Source organism: Pseudomonas sp. PICF141 (genome assembly GCF_002286815.1).
In the GTDB taxonomy this organism is placed as follows: Bacteria; Pseudomonadota; Gammaproteobacteria; order Pseudomonadales; family Pseudomonadaceae; genus Aquipseudomonas.
Map to the genome: position 1 here is coordinate 101,371 of NZ_MUNM01000054.1, position 14,241 is coordinate 115,611.

At 57.8% G+C, this 14,241-nt stretch carries 15 protein-coding genes; 8 read left to right on the top strand and 7 right to left on the bottom strand.

Annotated features, from left to right (window positions below; genetic code table 11):
- Positions 1-25 precede the first annotated feature (25 nt).
- Positions 26-1,372, bottom strand: a complete 1,347-nt coding sequence (locus BZL43_RS14930; RefSeq protein ID WP_095633018.1) for an MFS transporter — start codon at positions 1,370-1,372, stop codon at positions 26-28.
- Between the two features lie 364 nt (positions 1,373-1,736).
- Between BZL43_RS14930 and BZL43_RS14935 the strand changes: the two genes are divergently transcribed.
- Both BZL43_RS14935 and BZL43_RS14940 read left to right on the top strand, forming a co-directional pair.
- On the top strand, positions 1,737-2,450 hold the full coding sequence (locus tag BZL43_RS14935; protein WP_095633019.1) for a FadR/GntR family transcriptional regulator: 714 nt from the start codon (positions 1,737-1,739) through the stop codon (positions 2,448-2,450).
- Between the two features lie 93 nt (positions 2,451-2,543).
- Positions 2,544-2,786, top strand: a complete 243-nt coding sequence (locus BZL43_RS14940; RefSeq protein WP_095633020.1) for a hypothetical protein — start codon at positions 2,544-2,546, stop codon at positions 2,784-2,786.
- Between the two features lie 137 nt (positions 2,787-2,923).
- Here the strand turns inward: BZL43_RS14940 and BZL43_RS14945 are convergent, their stop codons facing one another.
- Together BZL43_RS14945 and BZL43_RS14950 are read right to left on the bottom strand one after the other, a co-directional pair.
- Complete coding sequence (locus tag BZL43_RS14945; protein WP_095633021.1) at positions 2,924-4,273, bottom strand: heavy metal sensor histidine kinase; 1,350 nt, start codon at positions 4,271-4,273, stop codon at positions 2,924-2,926.
- Positions 4,273-4,953, bottom strand: coding sequence for a heavy metal response regulator transcription factor (locus BZL43_RS14950; protein ID WP_095633022.1), 681 nt, complete (start codon positions 4,951-4,953; stop codon positions 4,273-4,275). Before BZL43_RS14950 ends, BZL43_RS14945 begins: the two co-directional genes overlap by 1 nt.
- 153 nt (positions 4,954-5,106) lie before the next feature.
- Between BZL43_RS14950 and BZL43_RS14955 the strand changes: the two genes are divergently transcribed.
- Together BZL43_RS14955 and queF are read left to right on the top strand one after the other, a co-directional pair.
- A complete protein-coding gene (locus BZL43_RS14955; RefSeq protein WP_095633023.1) occupies positions 5,107-5,643 on the top strand; it encodes a plastocyanin/azurin family copper-binding protein in 537 nt (178 codons plus the stop codon).
- 61 nt (positions 5,644-5,704) lie between these two features.
- Positions 5,705-6,535 (top strand): NADPH-dependent 7-cyano-7-deazaguanine reductase QueF, encoded by an 831-nt coding sequence (gene queF, locus BZL43_RS14960; RefSeq protein ID WP_095633024.1) that lies wholly within the window; start codon positions 5,705-5,707, stop codon positions 6,533-6,535.
- A gap of 170 nt (positions 6,536-6,705) precedes the next feature.
- Here queF and BZL43_RS14965 read toward each other — a convergent pair whose 3' ends face one another.
- The gene (locus BZL43_RS14965; protein WP_095633025.1) at positions 6,706-6,969 is read right to left on the bottom strand and encodes a DUF4404 family protein; all 264 of its coding nucleotides are present in this window, start codon (positions 6,967-6,969) and stop codon (positions 6,706-6,708) included.
- Positions 6,970-7,078: 109 nt separating this feature from the next.
- The gene (locus BZL43_RS14970; RefSeq protein WP_095633026.1) at positions 7,079-7,699 is read right to left on the bottom strand and encodes a phosphatase; all 621 of its coding nucleotides are present in this window, start codon (positions 7,697-7,699) and stop codon (positions 7,079-7,081) included.
- A gap of 201 nt (positions 7,700-7,900) precedes the next feature.
- Here BZL43_RS14970 and BZL43_RS14975 point away from each other — a divergent pair, with 201 nt between their 5' ends.
- The 3 genes from BZL43_RS14975 to rssC all read left to right on the top strand — a co-directional run bounded on the left by BZL43_RS14975 (position 7,901) and on the right by rssC (position 10,679).
- On the top strand, positions 7,901-8,590 hold the full coding sequence (locus BZL43_RS14975; protein WP_095633027.1) for a VacJ family lipoprotein: 690 nt from the start codon (positions 7,901-7,903) through the stop codon (positions 8,588-8,590).
- 425 nt (positions 8,591-9,015) lie between these two features.
- Positions 9,016-10,197: a two-component system response regulator RssB gene (rssB, locus tag BZL43_RS14980; RefSeq protein ID WP_095633094.1), complete on the top strand. Its 1,182-nt coding sequence runs from the start codon at positions 9,016-9,018 to the stop codon at positions 10,195-10,197.
- Positions 10,197-10,679: an anti-sigma factor antagonist RssC gene (gene rssC / locus BZL43_RS14985; protein ID WP_095633028.1), complete on the top strand. Its 483-nt coding sequence runs from the start codon at positions 10,197-10,199 to the stop codon at positions 10,677-10,679. The genes rssB and rssC overlap by 1 nt, the downstream gene beginning before the upstream one ends.
- A 219-nt stretch (positions 10,680-10,898) precedes the next feature.
- On the opposite strand, the gene tal is transcribed toward rssC, so the two are convergent.
- Together tal and dusA are read right to left on the bottom strand one after the other, a co-directional pair.
- Positions 10,899-11,825 carry a transaldolase gene (gene tal / locus BZL43_RS14990; protein ID WP_095633029.1) on the bottom strand — a complete coding sequence of 309 codons (927 nt, stop codon included), beginning with the start codon at positions 11,823-11,825 and terminating at the stop codon, positions 10,899-10,901.
- 178 nt (positions 11,826-12,003) lie between these two features.
- Complete coding sequence (gene dusA, locus BZL43_RS14995) at positions 12,004-13,014, bottom strand: tRNA dihydrouridine(20/20a) synthase DusA (RefSeq protein WP_095633030.1); 1,011 nt, start codon at positions 13,012-13,014, stop codon at positions 12,004-12,006.
- A 102-nt stretch (positions 13,015-13,116) separates the two neighbouring features.
- Between dusA and BZL43_RS15000 the strand changes: the two genes are divergently transcribed.
- Positions 13,117-14,241 carry a tyrosine-type recombinase/integrase gene (locus tag BZL43_RS15000; RefSeq protein ID WP_095633031.1) on the top strand — a complete coding sequence of 375 codons (1,125 nt, stop codon included), beginning with the start codon at positions 13,117-13,119 and terminating at the stop codon, positions 14,239-14,241.

Below are 14,241 nucleotides of genomic sequence, written 5' to 3' on the forward strand. Positions count from 1 at the left end.
TTAAACCGTGCTCTTACATGAGTGTTCAGGCGTGATTAGGTGCTGGTTTGCCCAAGGCAACCACAGGTGCAGGTTTTGGTTTGTTGCGCGCGGCGAAGACGATGATCGCAGCGATGATCGAGGTGGCGGCCAGGCCATACAGCCCGCCCTGAATCGAGCCGGTGTGTTGTTCCAACAGGCCGAAGGTGGTTGGCGCAACGAAGCCACCGAGGTTGCCCACCGAGTTGATCAGTGCGATCACGCCGGCAGCAATCCGTGCATCCAGGTACGCCTGGGGAATCGGCCAGAACAGTGATGAGGCGGATTTGAAACCCAGTGCGGCGAAGCAGATGGCGACGAAGGCGAAGATCGGCCCGCCCGTGGTGGACATGAACATCCCGGCGGCAGCGATCAGCAGGGCAGTGGCGACCCAGGCTTGCTGGTGTTTCCATTTGGCCGACAGTGTGGCGAAGGCGTACATGCCGACGATCGACAGCAACCACGGAACAGAGTTGAACAACCCGACCTGGATGTCGCTCAGGTCGCCCATCTTCTTGATGATGCTCGGCAGCCAGAAGGTGGCGGCGTAGATGGTCAGCTGGATGAAGAAATAGATCACGCAGAACAGGATGATCTGACGATCCTTTAGCAGCGTGCCCAGCGACGGTTTGATCGGCGTCGCGGCTTCGCGGGCCAGTTGTTCGTCATCGATGGCTTTGACCAGTGCGTCCTGCTCAGGACGGGTCAGCCATTTGGCATCGTGGGGCTTGGAGTCCAGCCAGAACCAGACGAACACGCACAGCCCGACCGAGAACATCCCTTCAATGAAGTACATCCACTGCCAGCCGTGCATGCCCAAACCACTGATTTGCAGCAGCAGCCCGGACAGCGGGCCGCTGATCAGCGACGCAATCGCCGAGCCACTGAGAAAGATCGCAATCGCCTTGCCGCGTTCGACGCCAGGCAACCAGCGGGTGAAGTAATAAATCACCCCGGGAAAGAAACCGGCTTCGGCCACACCGAGCAAAAATCGCAGAATGTAGAAGTGGGTTTCGTTTTGAATGAACGCCATGCAAGAAGCCACCAGGCCCCAGGTCAGCATGATGCGAGTCAGCCAGATTCGTGCACCGACTTTTTGCAGGAGGATGTTGGAAGGGACTTCAAACAGCGCGTAACCGATGAAGAACAGACCGGCACCGAAGCCGTAGGCGGCAGCGCCAATGCCCAGGTCATGTTCCATGTGGGCGCGGACGAAGCCGATGTTCACACGGTCGATGTAGTTGACGATGAACATGATCACGAACAGCGGCAGAACGTGGCGTTTCACTTTTGAGATGGCGGACTTAAGGGCCGAATCGGCACCCTCGGTCGTCCCGGATATGGATGTATTCACTGCTTTTTCTCCCACTCGTTGTTTTTATGCGGGGTGTGGCTGGGTGGTGCGTTGTTGATAGACATCATACAACTAGGCTTTTTTGTCCTACAAGTACTGTCACTCAACAAAAAATGCTAGGTGGGCGGGTTTTTATTCGTTTTATAGGTTTGTGTGGCGTATTTTCTGGGTTTTAGTCGAATCTATCCAATCGATAAGTCCCATTTTTCGCGACGAAGCGCGTCGGTGCGATGGTGTTAAGCGTCTGTTGTGCAATGAATATTGAGTGTTGTCATACAAGTTGAGCGACTTTTTATCAAGATTCCCGTCATCGAAAAGCGCCCGCGATGATACGATCCGGATACCCGCTTTCCGGATGATTACCATGCAAGAAGACATCGACGCACCTGCCCGCAAGCGTGCCCATAACCTGGCCCACGATCTGGTGAGCAAACTGACCCAGAGCATCCTGCTCGGCCAGATGGTGCCGGGGGACAAGCTGCCGTCGGAGAACTCGATTGTTCAGGAGCATGGCGTCAGTCGCACAGTGGTGCGCGAAGCGATCTCGAAGTTGCAGGCTTCGGGGCTGGTGGAAACCCGCCACGGCATCGGCACTTTTGTTCTGGCGCGGGCACCGGATCAGGGGCTGCGTCTGAATGTCGATACGGCGCTGGGCGTGCGCAGTATTCTGGAATTGCGCATGGGCCTGGAAACCCAGGCGGCGGCGTTGGCGGCGGTTCGTCGCACAGACCAGCAGTTGGCACAGATGCGTGAAGCGCTGGATGACTATCAAAGCCTGTTGGCCAACAACGACAGTTGCGTCGAGGCAGACAAACGCTTTCATCTACTGATCGCCGAAGCCACCGGCAATGCGTGTTTCACCGAGATCATGCAGCACCTGGGCAGCGCCATGATTCCCCGGACCCGCGTCAATGCCGCCGAGCGCGGATCGGCGGATCTGAGCAAGCTGGGGCAACTCGCCAACCTCGAGCACGAGGCGATTCTCAACGCCATCAGACGCCAGGATCCGGATGCGGCGCGGGCGGCAATGTGGTTGCACCTGACTAACAGCCGTGACCGCTTTTCGGCTGATCGGTAGTCGCCGTTGGTCTCCTCGATAGCACCCCTTTTACAGGCTCGTTTCCAACCTGTACGGCCCGGATTCGCTGGGCTTGATCAATGGAGGTGCGTCATGGCTTACGATCAAATCCTTCAAGGGGGAACTTCCGATAACGACCCTGTCAGACCCAATCCCGATATGGACGATCCGTCGATGGATCAAGACGCACCACCGGGCATGGACCCATCGCGAGACCCGGCCGATACGGACGTCGATCGTCCTGAAGACTGGAGGGACCCGGCCCTGGACCCGGCTCTGGATGACGATATTCCAGCCCCGGATGAAGAAACGCCATTGTCCGACGACAGGCGATGAATGAAACCCGGTCGATGGGGTTCATTCGCTAAGGATTTGAGCGACGAAAATCCTGTGGGAGCGTGGCTTGCCCGCGAAGAATGCACCGCGGTATTTCAGGTACTGCGTGTCATCATTCTTCGCGGGCTCTGCAGGCCTTAATCCCCCTTCGGCAACTCAATCACAAAGCGCGTCCATCCCTTATCCGATTCGCAACGAATCTGCCCGCCGTGGGCGCGGATGATTGACTGGGTAATGGCTAATCCCAACCCCGCATGCTCACTGCTGCCTTCACGGCGCGCCGGGTCTGCGCGGTAGAAGCGGTCAAACAAACGCGGCAACAAGTCTTCAGAAATCACTTCACCACTGTTTTCAACCGTCAGGCTCAGGCCTGTCGGCTGCTCGATAATCCTCACCCGAACCTCGCCGCCGCCCGGGGTAAACCGCAGTGCATTGTCCAGCAGGTTGGACAGCGCCCGGCGCAACATGCTGCGGTCGCCCTGCATGCGCGCGCTGCCCTCACGACTCAATTTCACCTGAGCGTCCTCGGCCAGCGGCGCAAAAAACTCCAGCAGCACATCGGCTTCTTCCGCCAGTTCCAGCGCTTCGCGCTTGGGCATCAGCAAGCCGTGGTCAGCCTTGGCCAGATACAACATGTCATTGACCAGTTGCGCCATCCATTGCAGTTCTTCGAGGTTGCTGTGCAGCGCTTCGCGGTAATCCTCGATGGGGCGAGGGCGGGTGAGAGTGACTTGGGTGTGGGTCAGCAGGTTCGACAGCGGTGTGCGCAGTTCATGGGCGATGTCGGCGGAAAACGCCGAGAGCCGCTGAAAAGAGTCGTCGAGGCGTCCGAGCATGGCGTTGAAGCTGTAAGCCAGTTCCTCGAGCTCCGGCGGCATGTCTGCTTCTGGCAGGCGAGCGTTGAGCGATTGCGCCGACACGCCGCTGGCGACCGCACTCATGCGCCGCAGCGGGCGCAAACCCCTGCGTGCAGCCCAAGCACCGAGCAGAGCAGTGGCCAGGGCCGACAAACCGACCGTCAGCCAAATCAGATGCTGCATGCGCTGCAGAAAATGTTGGTGATGGGTGATGTCCAGCAACAAGGTCAGTTGCGGTGAATCGGGTTTGTCGGGGAACAGGAGGGCATTCAGGACGCGGTAGTCAGTGCCATCGTCGCTCATCGTCGACAGGCCCAACTGGCGCGGCAAGTCCTGGGGTAAACGGGGCGAGCTGTCGTACACACGTTGTCCGTCGCTGCCCATGATGCGCAGGGAAAGATCGGCTTGGCGGCTCAATTCATCGGCCAGTCTGATCTCGCTTTCGCTGGAAGGAATGTCATCCAGTGCCCGACGCAAGCCAATCAGTTTGCCGTCGAGCAACTGCTGGTCCAGCTCGACAAAATGCGCCTCGCTGGCGCGGCTGAACAGCACCCCGGCGAACAACGACACCACGGCAGTGCAAGCTGCGAATAGCAGCGCCAGACGATTGCTTAGTGAGAGTCGGCGCATCAGGCGGGGCGCTCTTCAAGGACGTAGCCCATGCCGCGCACGGTGTGGATCAACTTGTTCGGAAAATCATCGTCGATCTTCAGGCGCAAACGGCGGATCGCCACTTCGATCACATTGGTGTCGCTGTCGAAATTCATGTCCCACACCTGGGAAGCGATCAGCGACTTGGGCAGAACTTCACCTTGACGTCGCAGGAGCATTTCCAGCAGGGCGAATTCCTTGGCGGTCAGATCGATGCGCTGACCGTTGCGTTCGACCCGGCGACGAATCAGGTCCAGGCGCAAGTCGGCCAGTTGCAGGCTGGTTTCCTGAGGCACGGTGCTGCCGCGGCGCAGCAGACTGCGAACCCGCGCCAGCAGTTCGGAGAAGGCGAACGGCTTGACCAGATAGTCGTCGGCACCCAGCTCCAGGCCGTGAACCCTGTCCTCCACGGCGTCTCGCGCTGTAAGAAACAGCACCGGCGTGTCGAGGCCCGCGCCGCGCACGGCTTGCAGAATCTGCCAACCATCGCGACCGGGCAGCATCACATCGAGGATCAACAAGGCGTAATCGCCGCTCAATGCCAGTTGTTGGCCAGTGCTGCCATCGGCCACCAGTTCGGTGGTGAAACCGGCCTCGGTCAGGCCCTGGCGCAGGTAATGGCCAGTTTTCGGTTGGTCTTCGACAATCAGCAGTTTCATGGGCGACTCGGGCAGTTGGAACGGGTGCGTTATACCGTGGGCGGCGGCGATAAAGGCCAATCTGACAAAGTTGTAATCTGCCTGTCAGGTGGCTGGCAGAGCCCGCGGGTTAAGTTTCCCACAAGCTGAACCTCATCTTGTTGGAGTGCGACTATGTTTTTGCAAAATCGTCTGGTACTGAGCGCTTGCTTGCTGACTCTGAGCTTGGGGCTGGAGGCTTCACCGGCGCATTCCTACGACTTCGGTCAACCGGCGGCAGCGACGAAGGCTACCCGTAGCGTTGAAGTGGTGATGGGCGACATGTCCTTCACTTCCAGGGCGATTGATATCAAGGCCGGAGAAACCGTGCGTTTTGTACTGGTGAATAAAGGCCAGTTACTGCACGAATTCAACCTCGGCGACGCGGCGATGCATGCCCGGCATCAGCAGGAAATGCTCCAGATGCAGCAAAGCGGCATGCTGATGCCTACAGGCATGAAGGCCATGGACCACGGCTCCATGGCCACAATGGACCATTCCTCCAAAGGGCATGGGATGAAACACGATGATCCGAACAGTGTGCTGGTGGAGCCGGGCAAAACCGCCGAGCTGACCTGGACCTTCACCAAGGCCACCAACCTGGAATTTGCCTGCAATATCCCCGGTCATTATCAGGCCGGTATGGTCGGCAAACTGACAGTCAGTCAGTAAGCACTCAAAGGCGGGAGCAAAGGCTGGTAGAATCCGCTGATTCTTCAGTCAGGTTTCCGCCATGCATCCCGCAGCCGAACATTCGCCGCTGGGCAAGTCCAGCGAATACATCGCCACCTACACGCCGTCCTTGTTGTTCCCGATCCCGCGCACCGCGAAATGGGCCGAGCTGGGCCTGACGGCTGAAACCCTGCCGTACAAAGGCGTGGACTTCTGGAACTGCTTCGAATTGTCGTGGCTGTTGCCGTCCGGCAAACCCGTGGTGGCGATCGGCGAGTTCAGCATTGCGGCGGATTCGCCGAACATCATTGAATCGAAGTCGTTCAAGCTGTATCTCAATTCGCTGAACCAAACAATGTTTGCCGATACCGCAAGCCTTGAAGCCACGCTGGCAAAAGACCTTTCGGCCGCTGCCGGCAAACCGGTTGGCGTGCGGGTTCGCAGCTTGAAAGAGGTTGAGGCAGAAGGCGTCGTGGCGTTGCCAGGTGTGTGCATCGATGACCTGGATATCAGCGTCAGCAACTACGAGCATCCGCGTGCGGAACTGCTGCGGTGCAATGAGTCGCTCATTATTGAAGAGTCCGTACACAGCCATTTGCTCAAATCCAACTGCCCGGTCACCAGCCAGCCGGATTGGGGCAGCGTAGCGGTGGAGTATCGCGGCGCGGCGCTGGACCATGCGAGTCTGCTGGAGTACATCGTGAGCTTCCGTCAGCACTCGGACTTCCATGAGCAGTGCGTGGAGCGAATCTTTCTCGATCTGCAGCGGCTACTCAAGCCAGAGAAGTTGACGGTGTATGCACGGTATGTGCGTCGTGGCGGACTGGATATCAATCCGTATCGCAGTACGGAAGACGTGCAACTGCCGAACCATCGACTGGTTCGTCAGTAAAGAACCAAGGTGGGAGCGAGCCTGCTCGCGATGAGTCCAGCACATTCAACATTGATGTTGGCTGACACTCAGCCGTCGCGAGCAGGCTCGCTCCCACAGGGGTATTGGCAAATCCCGGATATGAAAAAGCCCCGCTATCAATAGCGGGGCTTTTTTTGTATCTGATGGGTTCAGATCCCCATGCTGACCAAGGCTTGCATGATGTTGCGCAAGGTCCCGGCAAATGCGGGATGTTCGACTTCGAAGCGCTCGACGGCCAGGTTCACATTGTCGACGAGGTTGGTGTCCGGGGTTTGGGTTTCGAGTTCAAGCTCAAGTTCGATCTGTTGCATCAGCGCGTGCAGGTCGTCGCGCTCGGCTTCGGTCAGCGGTGGATTCTGTTCCAATTGCTCGCGCAGTTTGTTGAGCTGTTCTTGCAGTTCGCGGGCAGGCATGGCGTTCTTCCTTTTATCGATAGGCACTGGCATAGACCGCAGCAGCACGCCAAAGGTCTATGGCTGACCTTTAGATTAATCCACTCCCGGGCAAACTGCATGATCTCGATCAGGGCTTCTCGCCCTTGAGCCGGCGCAGGCTGATATCCGCCAGGCAAGTGTCGAGTTCGCCCAGATGATCGATCACTGAATGCACGCCCAGGCCGAACAACTGCATTGTTGCCCTGGCGCGCAGGTGTTCCCGTTCCTTTTGGCTCAAGGCCTGCCATTCGCTAAGGGCCAGCCCGCACAGCGAGCCGCAGGACGCCAGGCCAATGGTCCACAGCCCGGCATTCAGGCCCGATTGCAGAAGTCGTGGTTCGCCGCTGACCAGCACGCAACCGTCCAGACGCTCGACATTCAATGCCATCAACGCTTGCCAGCAGGCGTTCGGGGCCGGCCATGGATTGATTGTTGCCAGGTGTTGCGAAGGTTTGATCCATTCCGGGAGTGCCGCGGCCAGCGAGTGACTGAGGGCGGGGGGTAATTCATCGAGCCAGGCGCAAGGAATCCGTTGGCGCTGCAAGCTGGACAGGCTGTCCAGAGCGCCAAGCGTGACTTCGGCATGCTCGGCAGTCAGCGTGCCGGCCTGGCGAGTGCGTGCGCCGAAATCCACCAGGCATCCGCTGAGGCCGAACAGTACCGCGGTCAGGCTGGGGGCGATGAGAGGCGTGGTTTCGGCGCGTGGCATATCAACATCCTTGAAATAGCAACAAGGCTATTCATGGACGGTGACAATTGAGTGACACCGATGTGAATCGCTTCCAGTCAACAGAGTCATCCGTAGGGCCATCGCGCACGATGCTGCCTAAACCGGGTTTTCCGTCATATACTAGCGGCCTTTGCGCCTGGGCCAAGCCCCCGCGCCAGTACGAATCCAAGGAGTTTCTCTATGCGCTGGAGCAATCATCTCGCTCAGCTTTTTATGTGTGCCAGTGTATTGCTGGTTCCATTCGCGGCCCAGGCGGCCACGGAAGAAGACCCTTGGGAAAGCATTAACCGCCCGATCTACAAGTTCAACGATTTTGTCGACACTTACGCACTCAAGCCATTGGCTCAGGGCTACCAATTCGTTACGCCGCAGTTTCTGGAAGAGGGCATCCACAACATGTTTCGCAACGTCGGCGACGTGACCAACCTCGCCAACGACGTGTTGCAGGCCAAGCCCGCTGCGGCCGGCGTCGATACCGCGCGTTTGATCTTCAACACCACTTTCGGCCTGCTGGGTTTCTTCGACGTGGGCACCCAAATGGGCCTGCATCGCAATGATGAAGACTTCGGCCAGACCCTCGGTTATTGGGGCGTAGGCAGCGGTCCGTACCTGATGTTGCCGCTCATGGGGCCAAGCACCTTGCGTGATGCGCCTTCCAAGTATGTCGACGGCTATACCGGTCCATACCGTTATATCCACGATGTACCGGTGCGTAATTCGATCTTCGGCCTGAACATCGTCGACACCCGCGCCAATCTGCTGTCGGCCGAAAAAATGATCAGCGGCGACAAATACACCTTTATTCGCAATGCGTACCTGCAAAATCGCGAATTCAAGGTCAAGGATGGCCAGGTCGAAGACGATTTTTAATCTCGACCGGTAAAACGAAGAAGGCGGCCATTTGGCCGCCTTCTTTCGTTGGCTGGCGCCTCGTCGCCCTCATGATTAGCAACACATCGGCATCCACTCCATGCGGATGAAATCGCGCTTTTCCCTGTAGTCCCGGCCGGTTTGGCTCATGGCTCGATACTTCCTTTGGGTTACGGTTTTGCCTGTTCTTATAACTCCCGGTGATTTGACAGGTAAAGACGTCAAGCGACCATCGGTGTGAGCTTGAAACGCCTCGCGGATGGGAGTACCGTCTGCGCCTTAGAAGGGCACCTTTGGTGTACCCGTAATTAGGGCCAATGCTCGAAAACGGTGCGGCAGAGAGGCTAGAAAGCGAATCCAGTAGTGTGTGCGAGGGCCAATGCCCAGCCTGCTACGCCAACCTAATTCTGGCGCCGTTTGCCCACATGCCAAAAACCAGTGCCACGCTGCTGATAATCGATGATGACGAAGTAGTGCGCGCGAGCCTCGCGGCCTACTTGGAAGACAGTGGTTTCAGTGTCCTGCAGGCCAGTAACGGTCAGCAGGGTCTTCAGGTATTCGAGCAAGACAAGCCCGACTTGGTCATCTGCGATCTGCGCATGCCGCAGATGGGCGGACTCGAACTCATTCGCCAGGTCACCGAGCTGTCGCCGCAAACCCCAGTGATTGTGGTGTCGGGCGCGGGCGTGATGAACGATGCGGTCGAGGCCCTGCGCCTGGGCGCGGCGGACTATCTGATCAAGCCTCTTGAAGATCTGGCGGTGCTCGAGCACTCCGTGCGCCGGGCCCTGGATCGTGCGCGTCTGCTGCTGGAAAACCAGCGCTATCGCGAGAAGCTGGAAAAGGCCAACCGCGAGCTCGAAGCCAGCCTGAATCTGCTCCAGGAAGACCAGAACGCCGGTCGCCAGGTGCAGATGAACATGCTGCCGGTCAGCCCCTGGAGCATCCACGAGTTCCAGTTTGCGCATCAGATCATTCCGTCGCTGTACCTGTCGGGCGATTTCGTCGACTACTTTCGGGTCGATGAGCGTCGGGTAGCGTTTTACCTCGCGGATGTTTCCGGCCATGGCGCCTCTTCAGCCTTCGTTACCGTGCTGCTGAAGTTCATGACCACGCGCTTGTTATTCGAATCCAAGCGCAACGGCACGTTGCCAGAGTTCAAGCCTTCAGAGGTTCTTGGTCATATCAACCGGGGCCTGATCAGTTGTAAGCTGGGTAAACACGTCACAATGGTCGGTGGAGTCATCGACGAGGAGACCGGTTTGTTGACCTATAGCATCGGCGGTCATCTGCCGTTGCCTGTGTTATACACGCCAGACAGTGTTCGTTACCTGGAAGGGCGCGGCTTGCCGGTGGGGCTTTTCAATGAAGCCACCTACGAAGACCACGTTCTGGAATTGCCGCCAGTATTCAGCCTGACGCTGATGTCTGATGGCATTCTGGACCTTTTGCCAGAACCCACACTCAAAGATAAAGAAGCTGCTTTACCTCAACGGGTGAAGGCAGCTGGCGGCAGCCTGGATGGTCTGCGCCAGGTTTTTGGATTGGCCACGCTAGGGGAGATGCCGGATGATATCGCCCTGTTGGTGTTGAGCAGGAATCTTTAATGAGTACCGGTAGAATCCAGTTCGCCGAGCAGGACGGCACCTTCGTCCTGAAGTTCATCGGTGAAGTTCGCCTGACCCTGTGTTCGGCGTTGGATGCGACTATCGAGCGGATCTTCACCGCGTTGAATTTCAACGCCATCGTGATCGATCTGACCGAAACCCGCAGCATCGATAGCACCACCCTGGGCCTGCTGGCCAAATTGTCGATCCTGTCGCGGCAAAAGGTCGGCCTGCTGCCGACCGTCGTCACCACCCACGAAGACATCACCCGCCTGCTGCAGTCCATGGGTTTTGAGCAAGTGTTCAACATCGTTGATCGCCCGGTCCCATGCCCTGAATGCCTGACCGACCTGCCGGATCAGGACCAGTCCGAAGAAGTGGTGCGGGTCAAAGTCCTTGAGGCGCATAAAATCCTCATGGGCCTGAACGACTCCAACCGTGAGGCGTTTCATGACCTGGTGAATGCGCTGGAGCGGCACTGATCCACTGAAACGGTGTGGGTCGGGCTGACCCGCACTAGCCCCGCGCAAACACGCCATCTCGACCCACCACGAATCCCCTGTAGGCGCGAGGCTTGTCCGCGAAGGCGCCATAACGGTCAGCACATCCCCCAGCGCGAAGCCTATTCAATCTCCAGCATCAACACACAAAAAAGGGCGAACCCGCTAAGGTTCGCCCTTTTTGCACAGCTTCGAACTAGATCACAGCTTGGCCTGCAACAACGCCTCAAGCTTCTCTTGGTCCCGAGCAAACTGACGAATCCCCTCCGCCAGCTTTTCGGTCGCCATTGCATCCTCGTTGGATAGCCAACGGAACTGCGCTTCATTGAGGCTCAGGCGCGCCTCGCCAGCATGCCCCGGCGCCAGTTTGCGCTCGAGCTTGCCAGTATCCGCCGCCAGCTTCTCCAGCAGGTCCGGGCTAATGGTCAGGCGATCACAACCGGCAAGATGTTCGATCTGATTCAGATTACGGAAGCTCGCGCCCATCACTACAGTCTTGTAGTCATTGGCCTTGTAGTAGTTATAGATGCGGGTCACCGACTGCACGCCCGGATCATCCGCGCCGGTGTAGTCGTTGCCGGTGGCTTTCTTGTACCAATCGTAGATACGGCCCACGAACGGCGAAATCAGAAACACTCCGGCATCGGCACAAGCGGCAGCCTGAGCGAAGGAGAACAGCAGCGTCAGGTTGCACTGAATGCCTTCCTTTTCCAGCTTCTCGGCGGCGCGGATACCTTCCCAGGTCGAAGCGATCTTGATCAGTACACGGTCACGGCCAATGCCGGCCTTTTCATACAGGTCGATCAGGCGATGTGCACGCTTCAATATCGCATCGGTGTCGAACGACAGGCGCGCATCCACTTCGGTGGAAATACGGCCCGGTATAACCTTGAGAATTTCTTGCCCTACCGCAACGCCAAAACGGTCGCTGGCCAGGCCCACATCACCCTTGCAGTCGTGAACGCACGCGTTCAGCAACTCGGCATAACCGGCAATGGATGCCGCTTTGAGCAGCAGGGAAGGGTTGGTGGTAGCGTCCACGGGTTTAACGCGAGCGATTGCTTCGAAGTCGCCAGTGTCGGCAACCACGGTGGTCATTTGTTTGAGTTGTTCCAGCTTGGAAGTCATGGGCGTGCTCTATCCTTTGGGTCTTATGACATTACCCGAGCGCTGACAGCCACTCAAGGGTGCGTATGTGTATCGCAGGCCCCAGCGGCAACAACCTGAAAACGGATGTTTGAAAGGCGGGGCGTGGTATCGGTAGATACGATGCTCAAATGGGGCTCGGGTTCAACACAAGTGACGGTTAGCGCCCCTCCAACAACTCCGCCGCCTGATCCAGCAACGCCAAAGGCTCTTTAGCCTTGTGAATATCCACCGACAACAACTGACGAAACTTGCGCGCCCCCGGAAAACCGGTGCCCAGTCCCAGCACATGCCGAGTGATGTGATGCATCGCACCGCCGGCCAGCAAGTGCTCGGCGATATAAGGCCGTAATTGAGCCAGCGCCTCAGCCCGGCTGATCACCGGCGTCGTGCTGCCAAACAACTGCTGATCCACCTCAGCCATCACATAGGGATTGTGATACGCCTCACGGCCCAGCATCACGCCGTCGAACGTCTGCAAATGCTCGTGACACGCCTCCAGCGTCTTGATCCCCCCGTTGAGAATAATCTCCAGCTCTGGAAAATCCGTCTTCAACCGCGCCGCCACGTCATAGCGCAGAGGCGGAATATCGCGGTTCTCCTTCGGCGACAACCCCTCCAGAATCGCAATTCGCGCATGCACCGTGAAACTCGTGCACCCGGCATCCCGAACCGTGCCGACGAAATCGCACAGCTCCTCATAACTGTCCCGTCCATTGATCCCGATCCGGTGCTTCACCGTCACCGGAATCGACACCGCATCCCGCATGGCCTTCACACAATCAGCCACCAACCGCGGATGCCCCATCAGGCATGCACCGATCATATTGTTCTGCACCCGATCACTCGGGCAGCCGACGTTCAGGTTTACCTCGTCGTAACCGTGCTCCTGCGCCATGCGTGCGCAGGCGGCCAGGTCCAGCGGGACACTGCCGCCGAGCTGTAAAGCTAGCGGGTGTTCGGCTTCGTTGTGACGCAGGAAGCGCTCGTGATCGCCATTGAGGAGCGCGCCGGTGGTGACCATTTCGGTGTAGAGGAGAGCGTGCTTGGAGAGCAGGCGTAGGAAGAAACGGCAGTGACGGTCTGTCCAATCCATCATGGGTGCAACGCTAAACCGCCGAGACAGCGCAGAGCTTGTGTTCTGTGGGTTAGTGACTGTTTTAGCTAACATTTTTCTCTGCGCATTCTGGGCCGTTTTTGGGCGTTTTCAGGCGTTTTTTAAAGGCCGGTGGTAAAATGTACCACTCACTTTCTCATTTGTACCACTGGAACGATGGCAACCATTAGAGCAAGAAAGAAGGCCGACGGATCGGTCAGTTATACGGTCCAAATCCGCCTTAAAAACAAAGGGGCAATAGTTTACCAAGAGTGCCAGACCTTCGCCCGGAAACAGGCTGCCCTGGCATGGGCTCGAAAACGCGAAGCGGAGCTGGACGAGCCAGGCGCGATCGAGCGGGCAAATCGCAAAGGCACGACGGTCAAGGAGATGATCGACCGTTATTTGATTGAGATGGAGAAGGTCCGGCCTTTGGGTAAGACCAAGCTCGCCACGCTCAAAGCGATCAGCGAATCATACCTGGGCAAATTGAATGACCAGGACATCAACAGTCAGCAGTTGGTGGAGTATGCGCTGTGGCGGATGGGCAAGGAGGGCGGGAATGTACAGCCTCAGACGGCTGGTAATGATCTGGCGCATTTGGGCGCGGTGCTGTCGATCGCTCGGCCTGCTTGGGGCTACGAAGTCGATCCGCACGCAATGACGGATGCCCGGCGGGTGTTGAAAAAGCTGGGGTACAACATGAAAAGTCGTGAGCGCGACCGACGCCCGACGTTGGATGAACTCGACAAGCTACTCACGCACTTTCAGGGTATCCAAGCCCGTCGCCCAACGTCGATCAACATGCTCAAAATGGCCGGGTTTGCGTTGTTCTCAACACGCCGTCAGGAGGAAATTACGCGGATCCTGTGGACGGATCTGGATGAAGTGGGCCAGCGGGTATTGGTGCGTGACATGAAAAACCCCGGCCAGAAGATCGGTAACGATGTCTGGTGCCATTTACCGCCGGAAGCCTGGGCGATTCTCCAAACCATGCCGAAGGTGCTGCCTGAGATATTTCCGTACAGTGCAGAGTCGGTATCCACGTCATGGACCAGGGCTTGTCAGATACTTGCTATCGAAGATCTGCACTTTCATGACCTTCGCCACGACGGCGTTAGCCGGCTGTTCGAAATGGACTGGGACATTCCTCGGGTAGCGAGTGTATCGGGGCATCGCGATTGGAACTCAATGCGACGTTACACCCACCTTCGTGGACGCGGCGACGCCTACGAAAACTGGAAGTGGTTCGAGAAAATCCTACAGGCGCCCGTAAAATTGGGCGCCAGGACGCTGAAGTGA

Excerpts from the sequence above, each read along its gene's own strand:
- BZL43_RS14935 (WP_095633019.1), top strand. The coding sequence starts at position 1,737 with ATGCAAGAAGACATCGACGCACCTGCCCGCAAGCGTGCCCATAACCTG.
- BZL43_RS14940 (WP_095633020.1), top strand. The coding sequence starts at position 2,544 with ATGGCTTACGATCAAATCCTTCAAGGGGGAACTTCCGATAACGACCCT.
- BZL43_RS14945 (WP_095633021.1), bottom strand. The coding sequence starts at position 4,273 with ATGCGCCGACTCTCACTAAGCAATCGTCTGGCGCTGCTATTCGCAGCT.
- BZL43_RS14950 (WP_095633022.1), bottom strand. The coding sequence starts at position 4,953 with ATGAAACTGCTGATTGTCGAAGACCAACCGAAAACTGGCCATTACCTG.
- BZL43_RS14955 (WP_095633023.1), top strand. The coding sequence starts at position 5,107 with ATGTTTTTGCAAAATCGTCTGGTACTGAGCGCTTGCTTGCTGACTCTG.
- queF (WP_095633024.1), top strand. The coding sequence starts at position 5,705 with ATGCATCCCGCAGCCGAACATTCGCCGCTGGGCAAGTCCAGCGAATAC.
- BZL43_RS14965 (WP_095633025.1), bottom strand. The coding sequence starts at position 6,969 with ATGCCTGCCCGCGAACTGCAAGAACAGCTCAACAAACTGCGCGAGCAA.
- BZL43_RS14970 (WP_095633026.1), bottom strand. The coding sequence starts at position 7,699 with ATGCCACGCGCCGAAACCACGCCTCTCATCGCCCCCAGCCTGACCGCG.
- BZL43_RS14975 (WP_095633027.1), top strand. The coding sequence starts at position 7,901 with ATGCGCTGGAGCAATCATCTCGCTCAGCTTTTTATGTGTGCCAGTGTA.
- rssB (WP_095633094.1), top strand. The coding sequence starts at position 9,016 with ATGCCAAAAACCAGTGCCACGCTGCTGATAATCGATGATGACGAAGTA.
- rssC (WP_095633028.1), top strand. The coding sequence starts at position 10,197 with ATGAGTACCGGTAGAATCCAGTTCGCCGAGCAGGACGGCACCTTCGTC.
- tal (WP_095633029.1), bottom strand. The coding sequence starts at position 11,825 with ATGACTTCCAAGCTGGAACAACTCAAACAAATGACCACCGTGGTTGCC.
- dusA (WP_095633030.1), bottom strand. The coding sequence starts at position 13,014 with ATGTTAGCTAAAACAGTCACTAACCCACAGAACACAAGCTCTGCGCTG.
- BZL43_RS15000 (WP_095633031.1), top strand. The coding sequence starts at position 13,117 with ATGGCAACCATTAGAGCAAGAAAGAAGGCCGACGGATCGGTCAGTTAT.